The 15,480-nt window shown below is 65.0% G+C and carries 13 protein-coding genes; 3 read left to right on the top strand and 10 right to left on the bottom strand.

Going from position 1 to position 15,480, the window contains the following annotated elements:
* Positions 1–57: 57 nt before the first annotated feature.
* The 4 genes from M8312_RS04960 to M8312_RS04975 all read right to left on the bottom strand — a co-directional run bounded on the left by M8312_RS04960 (position 58) and on the right by M8312_RS04975 (position 9,203).
* Positions 58–1,608 (bottom strand): hypothetical protein, encoded by a 1,551-nt coding sequence (locus M8312_RS04960; RefSeq protein ID WP_250119273.1) that lies wholly within the window; start codon positions 1,606–1,608, stop codon positions 58–60.
* 6 nt (positions 1,609–1,614) lie between these two features.
* Complete coding sequence (locus tag M8312_RS04965) at positions 1,615–3,075, bottom strand: ArnT family glycosyltransferase (protein ID WP_250119274.1); 1,461 nt, start codon at positions 3,073–3,075, stop codon at positions 1,615–1,617.
* 177 nt (positions 3,076–3,252) lie between these two features.
* The gene (locus tag M8312_RS04970) at positions 3,253–4,836 is read right to left on the bottom strand and encodes a Na+/H+ antiporter (RefSeq protein ID WP_250119275.1); all 1,584 of its coding nucleotides are present in this window, start codon (positions 4,834–4,836) and stop codon (positions 3,253–3,255) included.
* A gap of 101 nt (positions 4,837–4,937) precedes the next feature.
* On the bottom strand, positions 4,938–9,203 hold the full coding sequence (locus tag M8312_RS04975) for a PAS domain S-box protein (protein WP_250119276.1): 4,266 nt from the start codon (positions 9,201–9,203) through the stop codon (positions 4,938–4,940).
* Between the two features lie 144 nt (positions 9,204–9,347).
* Here M8312_RS04975 and M8312_RS04980 point away from each other — a divergent pair, with 144 nt between their 5' ends.
* A complete protein-coding gene (locus M8312_RS04980) occupies positions 9,348–10,304 on the top strand; it encodes an NAD(P)H-dependent flavin oxidoreductase (RefSeq protein WP_250119277.1) in 957 nt (318 codons plus the stop codon).
* Here the strand turns inward: M8312_RS04980 and M8312_RS04985 are convergent.
* From M8312_RS04985 to M8312_RS05000, 4 genes are all read right to left on the bottom strand, one after another.
* Positions 10,297–10,728, bottom strand: a complete 432-nt coding sequence (locus M8312_RS04985; RefSeq protein ID WP_250119278.1) for an acyl-CoA thioesterase — start codon at positions 10,726–10,728, stop codon at positions 10,297–10,299. The genes M8312_RS04980 and M8312_RS04985 overlap by 8 nt on opposite strands.
* Positions 10,725–11,870 carry an iron-containing alcohol dehydrogenase gene (locus M8312_RS04990; protein ID WP_250119279.1) on the bottom strand — a complete coding sequence of 382 codons (1,146 nt, stop codon included), beginning with the start codon at positions 11,868–11,870 and terminating at the stop codon, positions 10,725–10,727. The genes M8312_RS04985 and M8312_RS04990 overlap by 4 nt, the downstream gene beginning before the upstream one ends.
* 32 nt (positions 11,871–11,902) lie before the next feature.
* Positions 11,903–12,397, bottom strand: coding sequence for a DUF1465 family protein (locus M8312_RS04995; RefSeq protein WP_250119280.1), 495 nt, complete (start codon positions 12,395–12,397; stop codon positions 11,903–11,905).
* Between the two features lie 94 nt (positions 12,398–12,491).
* On the bottom strand, positions 12,492–12,689 hold the full coding sequence (locus M8312_RS05000) for a YdcH family protein (protein ID WP_250119281.1): 198 nt from the start codon (positions 12,687–12,689) through the stop codon (positions 12,492–12,494).
* A 138-nt stretch (positions 12,690–12,827) separates the two neighbouring features.
* Between M8312_RS05000 and M8312_RS05005 the strand changes: the two genes are divergently transcribed.
* Positions 12,828–12,992 (top strand): YdcH family protein, encoded by a 165-nt coding sequence (locus tag M8312_RS05005; protein WP_250119282.1) that lies wholly within the window; start codon positions 12,828–12,830, stop codon positions 12,990–12,992.
* A 60-nt stretch (positions 12,993–13,052) separates the two neighbouring features.
* Here M8312_RS05005 and dksA read toward each other — a convergent pair whose 3' ends face one another.
* Positions 13,053–13,517 (bottom strand): RNA polymerase-binding protein DksA, encoded by a 465-nt coding sequence (dksA, locus tag M8312_RS05010; RefSeq protein WP_502957437.1) that lies wholly within the window; start codon positions 13,515–13,517, stop codon positions 13,053–13,055.
* Between the two features lie 286 nt (positions 13,518–13,803).
* Here dksA and surE point away from each other — a divergent pair, with 286 nt between their 5' ends.
* Positions 13,804–14,574 carry a 5'/3'-nucleotidase SurE gene (surE, locus tag M8312_RS05015; protein WP_250119283.1) on the top strand — a complete coding sequence of 257 codons (771 nt, stop codon included), beginning with the start codon at positions 13,804–13,806 and terminating at the stop codon, positions 14,572–14,574.
* On the opposite strand, the gene M8312_RS05020 is transcribed toward surE, so the two are convergent.
* Positions 14,522–15,376 carry an EAL domain-containing protein gene (locus M8312_RS05020; protein ID WP_250119284.1) on the bottom strand — a complete coding sequence of 285 codons (855 nt, stop codon included), beginning with the start codon at positions 15,374–15,376 and terminating at the stop codon, positions 14,522–14,524. The two genes, surE and M8312_RS05020, sit on opposite strands and share 53 nt — an antisense overlap.
* Between the last annotated feature and the right edge of the window lie 104 nt (positions 15,377–15,480).

Genomic DNA, 15,480 nt, shown 5'->3' on the forward strand with positions numbered 1-15,480 from the left:
ACCAAGCTGCTTCACCTCTACTGAACGCTCACCGTACTCTCCTTCGGCGAAGTCGGTTCACCGCACGATGCGGTAGAGGCTGGCGCCTGGTGAGTGCGCAACCAGCGCAAGGCCGCGCAACTGCCTTTCGGAAGGAGTTTCCGTTCCGAGCAGCCACACATAGTCGAACCATTGACGGGGCAGGTCCTGAAGGGCCTGCTCGACGGTGCGGTTCTGCAGGCACTCGGCCGGCTGCACCATCTGACCTGGATCGGAAGCAAAGCCGTTGGGCGGGCGATAGCGGACGAGCAGGAGGTTGATCCCCTGCCCCGGCCACTGGTCGTTGCTGAAGCCGTCGCGGCGAACGGTGACCATCGACCCGAGATGACCGTCGCGGATCGATGGCCACGGATTGGAACAGTCGCGGCCCACCAGCGTCGCCAGCCGCGCGCCGCGCGGAAGCAGGTCGAGTTGCGCCAGATGCTCGTCCTGCTGGTTGGCCGACATGGCGAAGCTGGCCGTCGTGCCAACCGTCCGTACCGTAAAGAACAGAAGCGCCACGAGCGCGACCTTGCCCGCGAAGTGCCGGTCGGATTGATCGACACTATCGATGGAGAGGATGCCGATGGCGAGCGCCGCCGGCAGCAGGCGCATGTCCGCCAGCGCGGAGTTGAGCACCCAGAAGGGCAGCACCAGGCACGCGAGGCCCAGCAGCATCGCTCCCGCCCCGAGTGTGCGCGAAAAACCAAGTCGAGGATCGATGCGCGCAAACATCATGGCCGCGAAGCAGAGCATCGTCGACAACACGTCGAAGATCTTCCAGCGATCGCGCAGCACCGCGACCAGCCAGTTCAGCTTGAGCTCAAGGTCGAACCAGTCATCGAATGGCTGGCCGCCTGCGTTCCGAACTGCTCCGAGCAGAGACACGAGTGGTGCGGCGAGCACGGCGCAGGCAAGAGCGGCATCGACCACAGAGTTCGACCAGCCGTGACCCCTTTCGTCATGAGCGCGGACCACTTCAGCCCCGAAGCATAGCAACCCGAGAACGGCCCAGCCGTAGATGTGAGCGAAATAGAGCAAGAGGCTGATCGGGACGAACAGGATCGCTCGAAGCCGAAGCCGGCCTTGGCGCGCCAGTCGCACCCAGAGCGCAAAGGCGAAGAGCGCCAGTGACACGCTCAGCGTGAAGTTCAGGAAGCCGTAGAGAAAGGGCGTCGAATAAGCCAAGGGCGCTGCCAATGCCGCGGTCGGCGGCAAGCGGCCGTGCACCTCACGGCCAATGGCGAGGAGCCCGCCCACAAACAGCATCGGGATGCTCATCGCGATGAGCTTGACCGTAAACTCGAGACCGAGGACCGGCGCGATCGCCTGTACCAACAGGTCCGCGCCCAGATTGCCCACCGGTGCCCAGTGGAAGTCGAAGTAGCGCTGCAGCCAAAACGAATCCGCAAGACCCAGCTGCACCCGGTAGCGCGCCATATGCCCGGGAACGTCCAAAAGGGGAGGAACCGTTGGCCAGAGCAGCGGGACAGCCGAGACGACGACTAGCAGGCAGGCGAACAGCGGCGTGTTCCACCAGGCGCGAGCCTCGCCGCGCCCGTCTTTCACCATCCTTGCCGCCATGTTCATGCGTCTTCAGCCACGTACCGGCGCTGCCACCGGTCTACGCCAGAGCACGGCGCAACTTCCGAGCCGCTCGGCGCCTGCTCCCCACGACATGCTGATCGTTGGCTCGCAGCTGGCAATCGGCAACCTCAGCTGCGGCTGGTCGACCATCGCACGCCGGGCTCTCAGACCCTTCTCGCGCCAGACCAGCTGGTGCCAGCGAAGCAAGGGAGCATAGCCCGGTTTGCCGAGGTGCATGATCCCGGGATCAACCACGGTGACGTCGGTCACGCCACGCGCGGCCAGCGCGGCGAAGAGATCGCCATAGGAGGACTGAGGATAAAAATCCCGGGCGGGAAAGCGCTTGTACCTCCAGTAGGCTGCCTGATAGGCGGGCAAGCCAACGGCCAGGCCAAGCGCTGCGGCCAGGACGAGTGGTTCGACTCTCCTTCCCCTGCCCCAGGATTTAACCGCCAGGCTCACCAGATGACGAAAAGCGAGAGCGGCGAGGATCGACAGCCAGGGGAAGAGCGGCAGGGCATATTGCAGAGCGCGATTGGTCGCGGCGCTGAGCACCAGCAGGGAGAAGAGGACAATGGAGGCGGCGTAAATGAGAAGCAGCCTGGTCCGGCCCAATAGCTTTGCGAAGGCGAGCGGTGTGGCGATCAGGAACGCCCCTCCGAAGAACCAGCCGGGCAGCAGCGACGTCAGGTAGAAAGTCGGCCTTGTTTCAACATTCAGCGCTTCGCTGAAGCGCCCGGCCATGTCGTTGTGGTAGGCCGCGGCAAGGTAGCCAGGCCCGGCCGCCTCTCGAAGCAAGTAGAAACCGAGCAAGGGAATAATCGCGGTAGCGACGGCCACGGAATAGCGGGGTGCCAGACGAAGCACGCGCTTCAGTCGGCCGACCAGGGCGACATAGACCAAGACACCAGCGACGGGGATAAAGGCCGCCGTGCTCTTGGTCATGGCTCCGCCCGCCACCAAAGCTCCGATCAGCAGCATTGATGCCATCGTCGGTTTTGCCCGATGCACGGCGAAGAAGATCAGCTGCAGCGCGACGGTGACGAAAAATGTCAGGGTCGCATCGAAGTCGGCGGTCCGTGCGCCATGCTCCCCGAAGAAGCCGGGGCTGAGCAGCAGCATCGTTCCGGCCAGTAGCGCGACCGGCAAGGACCCCGTCACTCGCCGGGTGAACAGCAGTGTGGCCAATAATGTGCCGAGCGCCGCCAGCGCCGAGGGCAATCGAATGGCCCATTCGGACGGCCCGAATAATGTCATGCTGGCATCCATCAGCCAGATGAGCAGCGGCGGCTTGGTGTTCCAGAGGTCGGGCCTGAAGTCGAAGGTCGTGATCAGGCTGGGACCGGTCAGGTACATTTCAAGCGCGTTATTCGCGTTTCGTGCCTCATCCTGCAGCGCAATCGGAGAGATGCGCGGATCGACGAACAGGAAGATCGCGCTCGCGACCAGGAACAGCAGCTTCCAGAACAAGTCCCGGGGCCGTCTGCCATGCCGCGCGATGGCCGTCTCAAGGGAGGGTTGGCGAAGGGCGAGCAACACAGCTTGCGATAGCTCCCTGGCCGTTAAAACTTCGTGCTTTCCAGCATCGTCATCGTCTTCGGGACCGCTCCTGCAAAGGGTCGGCAAGCAGCCGCCGCGTGAGCTGGTTCAACCGTCCCGCTGGTAGATCAGTCCAAGCTCCTCCAGGTCGAGGTCACGCTCGAGATTGTGAAGCGTTTCGTCCTCGATGTCGCCCTTGCGATGGAGCAGGATGAGCTTGGCCCTACCAGCCGCGAGCGCTTTCAGCATGACATCGAAATGGCCGCGGATGTTCTGCATGAATCCGTCGGCATCGCTTGCGTATTTTTCGGTCGCCGCTGCTCGCTTCTGGTAGGTATCGAGCAGCTGCGGGTGGACCAGCTTGCCAGCGTCATCGTAGGCGAGCTTCTCGGCTTCGGCGAGCTTGGCTCTGGCGATGGCCGCTTCCGCCTCGGGCAACGGCACCTTGGCGGGCGGATCCTTGTCCTCCGGTTTGAGGACGCGGATCAGCATGCCAAGTGTGCCCCCCTGCACGACGACCGTCATGAGTATGACCGCGAAGGCGGCGACCAGCATGAAGTCGCGGCCCGGCATGTTGGCCGGCAGCGTCAGTGCGACCGCCAGGGTGACGACGCCCCGCATGCCGGTCCAGGCCAAGATCGTCGCTTGCCGTCGCCCCAAAGGCCGCGCGCGCTTCCAGCCGGCGACGCGCAGCGCCTTCAGGGCAAATTCGATCACGAACACCCAGAAGAATCGCGCGACCACCACCGCCGCCATAATGACGAGGACCGGTCCCCACATGTTGGTCAGCACCTGCTCAAGCCCGCCCGCGCGCGCCAGCACGTTACGGAGGGATGAGCCGATCAGGATGAAGACAATCGCCTCGAGGCAGAAGGTCAGGGTTCGCCAGAAGGCGCTGCCCTGCAGCCGCACGGCCGCCGGCATGATGACGTGCTGATACCAGCCGAAGATCAATCCGGCGGTGACCGTGGATATGACGCCCGACACGTGCACGGCTTCGCCGGCAAGATAGGCAACCCAGCACAGCAGGGTGGCGGTCGTGACCACCAGCGTCTCGTTGCTGAGATAGCGAAGAACCCACACCCAGGCGAAGCCGGTGATGACGCCAACAACAATTCCGCCGAACGAGAGCAGTGCGAACTGCCCAATGGCAGCGCCAGGCTCGAAAACACCGCTTAGAGCAGCGACGACGGCGAAGCGGAACACGACGAGACCCGTCGCATCGTTGAGCAGGCTTTCGCCCTCCAGCAATGCTTGCAGCCGGCGGGGAAGTTGCACGCGCTGAAGGACGGCGCGAGCGGCCACGGCGTCAGGTGGCGACACGATGGCCCCGAGCGCGAAGCAGGCGGCCCAGGGCAGTTCGGGCAGTAGGAGATGAACCGCCATGCCGACGGCCAGAGTGGTGAAAACCACCGCTCCGACCGCAAGCGAAAGGATCCCGGGAAGATGTCGCCGGAAGCGGCCAAAGGCGGTGTAATAGGCCCCATCCATCAGCAGGGGTGGAAGGAAGAGGACCAGCGCCAGTTCGGGATCGAGCTCGATCGGCGGAAGGCCGGGCAGGAAGGCGAGCGCGCCTCCACCAACCAGCAAGGCGGCGGAAGGCGGCAGTCCGATCCGCTCGGCAAGCCATTGCAGCGCGACCACAGCGCCCAGGAGGAGCAAGACAAGTTCGAAGGTTTCAACGGCGTGCATGACGGGGATGGTAGGCGGCCTGCCGCTCGCTTGCCATGGCCTACTGTCCGGTCTTGTGGGCGCCGTGATCGCCCCGTCACCTCAGGTCCGGATCAGCCGCCTCAAGCTTCGGCAGGCGATTTCACCATTTCACCCCTCAGTGCGGCAAGCGCGGCCGCCATGTCCGCTTCGCGGAACGGCTTGGTCAGCCGCGGGAAAGCCGGAGTAAGCGAGTCCACGTCGGCATAGCCCGAGACGATCAGGACCGGCAGGCTCGGCAAGCGCGCGCGCAGTCGCACGGCAAGGTCGGTTCCGCTAAGGCCCGGCATGAGGTGGTCGGAGACGAGCATATCCGGCTGCAGCCCGCCCTTGACCAGCGCCAGCGCCTGTTCGGCGGAGTTCGCCTCCACCACCCGGTAGCCGAGGTCGGTGAGCATGGAGGCCGTCGAATCACGCACTAGGTCCTCGTCATCAACCAGGAGCACGACGCCCTGGCCACTACCCTCGGCCGTCTCGCCGGGGAGATTGCCGCCCCCAACGGCCTCGCTGGACACGGGGAGCCAGAGCTCGATGCTTGTCCCCTCGCCTTCCTTGCTGTTGATCCGCAGCGCACCGCCAAGCTGCGCGGCCAGGCCGTGGACCATCGACAAGCCTAGCCCGGTTCCCTTGCCGATGCCCTTGGTGGAGAAGAAGGGCTCAATGCAGCGGGCGAGTGTCTCTTCGTCCATGCCGAGGCCATTGTCGGTCACAGTCAGCAGAATGTGCGAGCGGCCGGCAAGATCGGGGAGTTCCGAAGCAGAGGCGGTGGCCTCCCGCACGTCGATCGTCAGCTCACCACCGCTCGGAAGGGCATCGCGCGCGTTCACGCTCAAATTGAGCAGCGCCATCTCGAGCTGATTGCTGTCGGCATGGGCCGGCGGCAGGTCTGGAGCGATCGCCACGTTGACCTTGATTCGCGGGCCGGCCGTGCTGGAGATGAGGCTGGCCATGTCTTGCACAATACGCCCAACGTCCACGGCCGTCGGCTGAAGAGGCTGGCGGCGCGCAAAGGCGAGCAGCCGCTGAACGAGGGTCTTCGCGCGCTCCGCGGACTGAAGGGCGCCGTTGATCAGCCGCCGGGTGCGCGCATCACCAAGTTCCTTGCGGTGCAGCAGGTCCAGGCTGCCGATGATCGGGGTCAGCAGATTGTTGAAGTCGTGAGCGACGCCTCCGGTCAGCTGACCCATTGCCTCGAGTTTCTGCGATTGGCGCAGCGCTTCCTGAGCGGCCTCGCGCTCGGCGATGACCTTTTCCACTTCGCGCTCGAGGCCGGCGGCAAGCCGCTTCTCGCGATCGATGTCGATGGAGGCAACGACGCCGCCCATCAGTCGGCCATCAGCATCCTCAATCGGCGCCGCCACATAGCGCACCCAGCTGCGCGAGCAGTCACCACGTTCGACCAGGCACTCCAGCTCCGGCCGGCTATGGTCACCGGTAAGTACTTGCGCGAGAGGATATTGGTGGCTCTCGACCCGGCTACCGTCAGCGTGGAAAGCGACGTAATCGCGTTCATACTCTTTGGGGCTGGCGGTAAGCGGCGGCTCCATTCCGAGGATCTTTTCGATCCATTGGTTACGTCCCGTGAGCCGGCCGCTCGCATCCGCAAACATCAGTCCTACCGGCATGCTGTCGATGACTGCCCGCAGGGTCGCCTCGGATTCGGCGAGGGCCTCGCGGGCCCGAATGCCATCGTCGACATCCGTGCAGGTGCCCATCCAGCGAATGACGACGCCTCTTTCATCGCGCACCGGCAAAGCGCGGCCAAGCACCCAGCGATATTCTCCGCTGCGGTGGCGCAGCCGATATTCGATCTCATAGGGTTTGCCGGTCTCGAGCGAGTCGCGCCAGCGTGACCATGCGCGGTCCTGGTCGTCAGGATGGAACATGTCGTTCCAGCCCTCGCCATCCGTCGAGCCAAGCGGAGTACCGGTGAACTCGTACCAGCGCTCGTTATAGAAGTCGTGGAAACCGTCCGGCCGGGATGACCATACCATCTGCGGAATGGCGTTGAGCCGGAGCTGAAGATCACGGTCGCGCTGCTCCCGCTCCGTCACGTCAGTGAACAGAATCGCCACCTGCTGAGCCGTCGGGTCGCCGATGCGGAAGGCGTAGACTTCGAACCAGCGTCCAAGCGGCTCCGCCCGCTCGACGAAGCGTTGCGAGATGCCGCTTCGGGCGATTTCCCCGTAACGTTCGCCCCAGCGGTCCTCCAGTTCGGGGACGACATCCCTGACGGACTTTCCAAGCACCTCTTGCGGTAAGCCACTCTGGACGGAGAATGCCGGGTTGAGCTCGATAAAGCGGTGATCAACCGCGTGGTCGCCGTCGAACAGCACTTCAATGACGCAGAACCCCTGCTCCATCGATTCAAACAGGGCGCGGTAGCGCTCCTCGCTTTGCCGCAGGGCCGCAACGGCATTTTCCTGTTCGGTGATGTCCAGCGCGGCGCCGATGATCTGCGTCGGCTGTCCGTCCGCGTCGCGGCGGAACACCATGTCGTGGCTGAGCAACCAGACCCAGCTGCAGTCCGGCCGGCGGAAGCGGTATTTAAATTGGGCCATTTCGCCGTCGGAAAGCGCGGCGATCCGGCTGATGTGCTCGGGATAACGGGCGAGGTCATCAGGGTGCATCAGCCGCCCAATGATCTCCCCGCCAAAGGACTCGATCTGGGCGGCGCTGTAGCCGAGCACCTCCACCATTTCGCGGTTGCCCCAGACGTTCCGCCGCTCCGCCATGTCGTAGACGTAGAGAATGGCGGGCGCGATATCGCTGATCCGGCGGGCGAACGCTTCGCTTTCTCGCAACTCACGCTCGACGCGGCGCTGATCGTGCACATCGATCGACACGCCAATCCACTGCTGGATATCTCCGTCGGCGCCGAGCACGGGAGCCGCGCGGGTTCGGTGGAGCCGCCATTCGCCGTCCTTGCGGCGTAGGCGGTGTTCGAAATCGGCCATGCGCTTCTCGGCTCGAGCGACGTTCACGATCTCGTTGACGCGCGGCAAGTCGTCCGGATTGACGACCTTCGACCAGCCGCCACCCAGCAGTTCTTCCTCGGAGAAACCCGTGTAGTCGCGAAAAAATCCGTTCACGTACAAATTGTCGCCGGATGGGTCGGTGACGAACAACATGCCCGGCAGGGCATCAGCGACCGTCCGGAACTGACTTTCCGAGCGGGTCAGCGCCCCCTCATTCTCCTTCTGCTGAGTGACGTCATCAGCCGAAATGGCAGCACCGACGATTTCCCCGCTTTGGTCGCGCAGCGGGATCCAGTTCTCACGCCACGTCCGAACCACCCCTGGCTGCCGAGCGGTGGTCCCGCTGATTTCGAGGTTCCAGATCTCCTCGCCCTGCAAGACCCGGTCGAGCAGCTCTTCGGCCTCGGGTGCGATGTCCGGCACGATCTCGCGCAGCGTTCGGCCGATATGCTCTTCCGGCGGCACGCCGTTGATTTCCGCAAGGCGTTGATTGATGCGAACGTATCGCTTGTCGCGGCCGATAACGGTCAGCCCGACCGGCGCCGTCTCGTAGATTGTGCTGACTTCCTGTGCCGTCAGCCGCGCCTCCGTTTCGGCCCTGCGAAGGTCCGTCACATCGACGCAAGCGCCCGACAGAAGCAGCGGCTTGCCCTTCTCGTCGAGCATGGTCTTGCCCCGGTCGCGGAGCCAGCGCGTGCTTCCGTCCGGCCGGACGACCCGGAACTCCATGTCGAAGTCGGCGCCCTCCGAGATGCAGCGGTTGCATTGCTCCACGACGCCGGCCCGGTCATCGGGGTGGACCATGGCCAGAAACTGGTCGAGGCTTCGCGCTGTCTCACCCGCCGGCAGGCCGAACAGGCCGTCCAGCGCCTCGTCCCAGTCGAGGGCATTGGTGCGCATGTTCCAGAAGAAGGTGCCGGTCTGGCTCGCCTCCAGCGCCGCCCCGAGGCGTTGCTGCGCCTCCTTCAACTCATCCTTGCTGCGAAGTTCTTCGGTGATGTCGGTGTTAGTGCCGAACCAGTTGGTAATCTCACCCTGGTCGTTGCGGAGCGGATTGGCCCGCGACAGGAAGTGCCGGTACTCGCCGCCCGCACTCCGCAATGGGAAGGTGTCCTCCCAGGCGACCCCCTTATCGAGCGCCGCTTTCCAGCTCGCGGTGACCCGCTCGACCTCATCGGGATGATGAACCGACTGCCAGCCCCACCCCTGCATCTGTGCGAGGTCCGTACCGGTAAATTCGTACCAGCGCCGATTGTACCAGTAGATGAAGCCGCTTGCGTCCGCGATCCACGCGAGCTGCGGGAGATTGTCCGCGAGCGCTTCGAATATCTCCGGCGCGATCGTCGCCGGTGCGGTTTCGACGTCCACCATTGATCGCCTTGGTCCCCACCTTTTCCCTTTGTCCCTGAACGGTAACAACCAAGCGGGCAGTTAGGTCCTTGGGTCCGTTTGCCAACGCGCCGAGCGGTTGGTAGCCCCGCGTCAGTCATTCAGTCTCGGGGAGCAACCGAACCCATGTCCGTACCGCGTATTTTCGACAAGTTGCGGTTGCCGGTGATCGGCGCACCCCTGTTCATTGTCTCCAACCCGGCGCTGGTGATCGCCCAGTGCAAGGCGGGCGTGGTCGGCAGTTTCCCCGCGCTCAACGCGCGGCCGCAAAGCCAGCTGGATGAATGGCTGCACGAGATCAGCGAAGCGCTCGCGGCGCATGACCGCGACCACCCGGAAACGCCGGCAGCGCCGTTCGCCGTTAATCAGATCGTCCATCGCTCCAACGACCGGTTCGAGGAGGATGTCGCGACCTGCGCCAAGTGGAAGGTACCGATCGTCATCACGTCGTTGGGCGCTCGTGAGGAGCTCAACCATGCAGTTCACGCCTGGGGCGGCATCACCCTGCATGACATCATTGACGACCGCTATGCCCGCAAGGCGATCGAGAAGGGCGCGGACGGGCTGATTGCCGTGGCGGCAGGCGCCGGCGGCCATGCCGGGCGCTGGTCGCCGTTCGCGCTGGTGCAGGAAATCCGCAAATGGTTCGATGGGCCGCTGGCGCTATCTGGCTCCATTGCGACTGGCGGGTCGATCCTTGCGGCACAGGCAATGGGAGCCGATTTCGCTTATATCGGTTCCCCCTTCATCGCGACGGACGAGGCCCGCGCAACCGAGGAATATAAGCAGGGAATCGTGGCGAGCGGCGCCGGCGACATCGTTTATTCAAACCTGTTCACTGGCATTCACGGCAACTACCTGCGCTCGTCGATTGTCGCCGCCGGATTGGACCCTGACCATCTGCCGGAGAGTGGGCCGGAAGCGATGAGCTTTGGCGGGGCAAGCGGTGCCAAAGCTTGGCGCGACATCTGGGGTTCGGGTCAGGGAATCGGCGTCATCGACAAGGTCCAGCCGACGGGCGAACTGGTCGCCAGGTGGGCGGCCGAATATGCGGCTGTGAAGGCGCGGCTCGGGCTTAGCTGAGCATAGCGAACGAGCGGCGCCATGCGTCGGGCCAGGAAACCGGCCGCCGCTCGGCCCGGCTGACCGCGACGTGGACGAACTCACCGGCGGCGGCGGCCTGCTCTGCACCTGGCGCAAACACGCCGATGCGGTACCGAACGGAGGAGCGACCAAGTTCGGTGACCGCCAGCCCCACGTCTACGTCGCCAGGAAAGCTCAGCGGCGCAAAGTAGGCGCAGCGGGTCTCCACCACCAGCGCGATGGGGTCCCCAGCGGCAATGTCGAGCAGCCCGCGGTCCACCAGCCAGGCGTTCACCACACTGTCGAACCACTGGTAATAGACGGTGTTGTTGACGTGTCCGTAAGCATCATTGTCCGCCCAGCGCGTGGTAACGGTCTGCCAATGGCGGAAGTCGGCGCGGGCGGGCGGCGTCGGGCGGCTCACCAGGCCGCCTCATAGAGGCGCTGGGCGTCGCTTTGCGTGATCTCAACGGGATTATTCACCAGCAGGCGCTGCTGCTTCATTGCCTCGCGGGCGAGCAGCGGGGCCTCATCGAAGGCGATGCCGTGATCGCGTAGACGTGGCTGCAAACCGCTTTGCGTCACCAGCTGGTCAAGACGCTCGATCAGCAGCGCCGCTTTGGCCTGGCTGCCAAGCTCCGCGCAGCCAGGATCGAGCACTTGCGCGAGCTCGGCATAATGATCGCGCGCGGCCTCGGCGTTGAAGGCCAGCACGTGGCGCAGCATCAATGCATTGCTCAGCCCGTGCGGCAGATGGTGAATGCCACCCAGCGGGTAGGCCAGTGCGTGGACCCCCGCGACGGGCGCATTGGCGAACGCCAGGCCGGCGAGGTGCGCGCCCAGCAGCATGGCCGAGCGCGCGTCCCGGTCGCCCGGCTGCTCGCATGCCGTGATGAGATTGGCGCCGAGTAGCCGCAATGCTTCGCGCGCATAGAGGTCGGAGATGGGGTTCTTGGCGTGGGCGGAGGTGTAGGCCTCAACCGCGTGGACCATCGCGTCGATCCCCGTCGCAGCGGTGAGCGCGCGCGGCATGCCGAGCGTCAGGTCGGCGTCAAGCACCGCCCAGTCTGCGATCAGCGCCGGGCTGTTGACCCCCCGCTTTTCGGCGCCTTCGCAGGTGATAACCGCGACGGGGGTCGCTTCGCTGCCCGTACCCGCCGTGGTGGGGACGAGCGCCAGGGGAAGCCGCTTTCCCCTGGCGAGCCCGACGCCCCAGATGGCGTCGAGCTCATCGCCCGAACCAAGCAGGTAGGCGGCAAGTTTGGCGATATCCATCGGACTGCCGCCGCCGAAGCCGATGACACTGGCCGCGCCCGCTTCGCGCCCCGCGGCAACCGCGGCAAGCAGGGTTGCGCGGGACGGATCCGCCTCGACCCCATCGAACAGCGTCACAGTGCGGCCGCTTTGGGCGAGGGCGGTCAGCAGGTCGTCGGGCAAGCCAAGCCGGCGGACGTCAGCATCGGTGACGAACAGGACCGACCCGTCCGGCAAGTGCCCGCTGAGGTCAGGACTTCGGCCCGGACCGCTGAGCAGTCGAGGTCCGGGGTTGAAGCTGAATGGCTGCATGGAGCGAATGTAGCCGCTCGCAGCCGCTGCCTCTAGTCGCCGCGCGCGGTTCGGCGGAGGTCGCGCTCCAGCCGGCCCATCAGTGCCCGTGCCGGACTCGGGGCGGGCGCCTCGTCGAAGCCCTCTTCGTCGAGACGCTTGACCCGAGCGTAGAGGTCAGTGCTCGACGTCACCAGCCGCTGCGCGGCCGGCGGAAGCTGGCTGACAACTTCCGGATCACTCTGCGCGGCATGGCCAAGCCGCCGCTCGGGACGGCCGGCGCTGGACGGCAGGATCTCCCCTGTTTCCACCGCCCGCTGGGTTAGCAGCCAGGCAACGATGTGCATGATGCGCGTGGTGACTTTCAGCGACTCGCAGGCAAAGCCGACCCGGACGAACGGATCGAGTTGCGACCGCTCGTCCCGGCCCTCCTGATCGAAGTAGGTCCGTGCCTCGTCCGCCAGCAGCATGGCCTCCGTGTAGAGGCTCTCGATCAGGCGCGGCGTGATGCGGGCGCGATCGCTGGCGGAATCGAACGGGTCACTCATGATGTTCTTCTAAGCAGCATTTTGACGCAACGGGAACGCTCCTGATGAAGCGCAGGCTGCACGCCGGCAGCCACCAGTCCCCGCCCGGGACAGTTCAGGCGATGATGTCCGGTACGAGCTGATCCTCGAGAAAGGCAATCTCATCCTTCAGGCGGAGCTTGGCGCGCTTCATCCGGGCAAGCTCGAGCTGATTGCCATGAGGCTCGGCGACCAGCGCGATCAACTGCTCGTCAAGCAGGTGATGCTCGGCGCGAAGGGCGTCGAGCCGAGCGGAAAGCAGGTCGTCGTTCATACCCTCTCTTGCCGTACCGCGGCGGAAACGGCCAACCGAGCGGTGGGCCGGGACAGGTGGTTCATTTGTGACGAGACAAAGTCGGCCGTCTGTGGTTTTCTACTCGTGTCGCTACCTGACGAAAGGGAATGACGAACTATGGAAAATGCACACGTCGACGCTCTCGCATCTAAGCATGCTGCTCTTCAGGCCCAGATCGATGCCGAAGAGCAGCGACCCCACCCCGACGATGTGCTCCTCCACCGATTGAAGAAGGAAAAGCTCCGTCTCAAGGACGAGATGCTGGGCCTCACGGTGCACTGAGCGCAGGAGCGCCCGATCCGACCAGCGACTCGGCGTCGGGCGCGAACCTGCCTTCTCCGATCAGTCGTCGCGGCTGACCTTCTCGATCCGCTCGTGCCGCTCCTGTGCTTCCAGAGTCATGGTGGCAATCGGGCGCGCTTCCAGGCGACCGAGGCTGATCGGCTCTCCGGTCACTTCGCAATAGCCATACTCACCGGCATAGAGGCGGCGGATAGCGGCTTCGATCTTGGCGATCAGCTTGCGCTGGCGGTCACGGGTGCGAAGCTCGATCCCCCAATCAGTCTCGCTTGAAGCGCGGTCGGCAAGGTCCGGCTCCCGCAGCGAGTCGACCTGAAGCTGCGCCATGGTTGCCCGGCTTTCCTCGACAATGGCTTCCTTCCAGTCGAGCAGCTTCTTGAGGAAGTAGGCCTTGTGCGCGGTGCACATGAACTCTTCGCTGTCGCTTGGCTTGTAGCCATGCGGCAGGACAAGGTTGTCAAATGAGACGGGTTGGTCCCCGTAGATGTCGACAAGTGCCGTCGCCATAGTCCCCTCCCTCGTGTCCCGAGCGACAGCAACAAGGCCGCTCGCGACCATATAAGCACGGCGCCACCACCGTCCGGGGCCACCCGGACAACCGGAGGCGAATACGAGACTTTACCGGGACTTAGACCCGGCGAAGTCGGCCATTCCCCAGCGCGCCCATAATTCTAACCGCGTTGTCGAACAAGCGTCCTGTTGACGAAGGGACACGCGAATAGCCGTGTTTGTTGCCAAAATGGCGCAAGTCGGAACACTTGCCGCCCGCTCACCCGTGCGCCAGAGCCAGGTCATGCGCATTCTCCTGACCAACGACGACGGCGTAAATGCCAGTGGCCTCAAGCTCCTGGAACAGATCGCGCGCCGGTTCTCCGACGACATCTGGGTCGTCGCGCCTCTGGAGGAGCAGTCGGGAACCGGCCACTCCTTGACGCTCACCCGGCCCATCCGGCTGCGGAAGCTCGCGGAGCGGCGTTTCGCGGTGGCGGGAACGCCGACCGACTCGGTTCTGATGGCGCTGTTCCATGTCATGAAGGACGCCCGACCCGACGTTATATTGTCCGGAATCAACCGGGGTGCAAACCTTGGTGAGGACGTGACCTATTCGGGAACCGTGTCGGCCACGATGGAAGGCGCACTCGCCGGCGTGCGCTCGATCGCGCTGAGCCAGGCCTACGCCCGCGAGGGCATGGGTGACACGGTCCCCTTCGCCGCCGCCGAGGCCTGGGCCGAGCGCGTGCTTGGACCGCTGCTGGAAGAAGACATGCCGGCTGGAACCCTAGTGAACGTCAACTTTCCCGCGTCCTCGCCCGAGGACGTGCGCGGAGTGCGGGTGTGCCGCCAGGGCATTCGGGATTACGGGCGGACCCAGATCATCCAGCGGACCGATCCACGCGGCTATAACTATTACTGGCTGGGCCTCGGACCGATGGTGCAGACGCCGGGCCACCAGACCGACCTCGAAGCGATCGCCGACGGCTATGTGTCAGTGACCCCGCTCCACCTCGACCTCACGCACGAACCGTCGCTGTCCGCGCTGGAACAGCGGTTCGATCCGCGCTGACGAAGCGCTCCAGTTCCGCATCATCGAGCGCCTCGGCTCCGAGGAAGCCCTGGTAATAGTCGCAGCCCCATTGCTGCAGCAGGGCGAGCTGCGCGGGGTCCTCCACCCCTTCGACGACCACCTGCAGATCAAGCTCCCGCGCGAGGGCGATGAGCGCCCGAACCACGATCCGGTCGCGGCTGCCGCCAACCATGTCGATGATCAGGCCGCGGTCGATCTTGATGAGGTCGAGCGGCAAGGTGGTGAGATAGGCAAGGCTGGCGTAACCAGTGCCGAAATCGTCGACCGCGATACGGACGCCCGCGGCACGCAGCCGCGCCAGCCGCCCGGCCGCGGCGACCGGGTCCGCCACCAGGCTGCCCTCAGTGATCTCGGCCGTGACCCGCTCTGGCGCCAGGCCGGCGGCGGCGATCTCGTCAAGCAGCCAATGCTCGAAGCCTGGACGGGCGAGGTCCTCCGCCAGAAGGTTGATCGACAGCTTGAGATTTGCGCGCTCGCCGGTCCAGCGGCCGGCCGTCCTCAGCGCCTTGCGCTGCATCGTGCGGGACAGCCGCTCGGACAGGTTGGCGGCGGCGGCTCGGGCGAACAGCTCGACCGGGCTGGCCACCCCGGGCCAGCGGGCCAGTGCCTCGACCCCAACCATGGCTCCCGTCGCGACGTCGAACTGCGGCTGGAAAGCAATGCCGAGCTCGTCCCGCTGGAGCGCGCGCTGAAGTGCCCGGTCGCTCCGCACGGCGGGGGCCGCCGTCGCCGGGTGGTCGGACGCGCGCTTGCCCCGACGGAAGAGAGAGAAGAACCCCATTGCCTCCTTCGTAGACCGCATGAGACCGCGATGCACCCGGACGCCTTGCTGCTGCGTCTTAACGGGACAGTGGCGGCGGCCCGATCCGCTGCTATGCTCGCGGT

It is taken from the genome of Sphingomonas sp. KRR8 (assembly GCF_023559245.1).
GTDB lineage: Bacteria > Pseudomonadota > Alphaproteobacteria > Sphingomonadales > Sphingomonadaceae > Sphingomicrobium.

What these genes read in the sequence shown, in the direction of transcription:
- surE (WP_250119283.1), top strand. Translation starts at nt 13,804, where the DNA reads ATGCGCATTCTCCTGACCAACGACGACGGCGTAAATGCCAGTGGCCTC.
- M8312_RS05020 (WP_250119284.1), bottom strand. Translation starts at nt 15,376, where the DNA reads ATGGGGTTCTTCTCTCTCTTCCGTCGGGGCAAGCGCGCGTCCGACCAC.
- M8312_RS04970 (WP_250119275.1), bottom strand. Translation starts at nt 4,836, where the DNA reads ATGCACGCCGTTGAAACCTTCGAACTTGTCTTGCTCCTCCTGGGCGCT.
- M8312_RS04990 (WP_250119279.1), bottom strand. Translation starts at nt 11,870, where the DNA reads ATGCAGCCATTCAGCTTCAACCCCGGACCTCGACTGCTCAGCGGTCCG.
- dksA (WP_502957437.1), bottom strand. Translation starts at nt 13,517, where the DNA reads ATGGCGACGGCACTTGTCGACATCTACGGGGACCAACCCGTCTCATTT.
- M8312_RS04975 (WP_250119276.1), bottom strand. Translation starts at nt 9,203, where the DNA reads ATGGTGGACGTCGAAACCGCACCGGCGACGATCGCGCCGGAGATATTC.
- M8312_RS04960 (WP_250119273.1), bottom strand. Translation starts at nt 1,608, where the DNA reads ATGAACATGGCGGCAAGGATGGTGAAAGACGGGCGCGGCGAGGCTCGC.
- M8312_RS04980 (WP_250119277.1), top strand. Translation starts at nt 9,348, where the DNA reads ATGTCCGTACCGCGTATTTTCGACAAGTTGCGGTTGCCGGTGATCGGC.
- M8312_RS05005 (WP_250119282.1), top strand. Translation starts at nt 12,828, where the DNA reads ATGGAAAATGCACACGTCGACGCTCTCGCATCTAAGCATGCTGCTCTT.
- M8312_RS04995 (WP_250119280.1), bottom strand. Translation starts at nt 12,397, where the DNA reads ATGAGTGACCCGTTCGATTCCGCCAGCGATCGCGCCCGCATCACGCCG.
- M8312_RS05000 (WP_250119281.1), bottom strand. Translation starts at nt 12,689, where the DNA reads ATGAACGACGACCTGCTTTCCGCTCGGCTCGACGCCCTTCGCGCCGAG.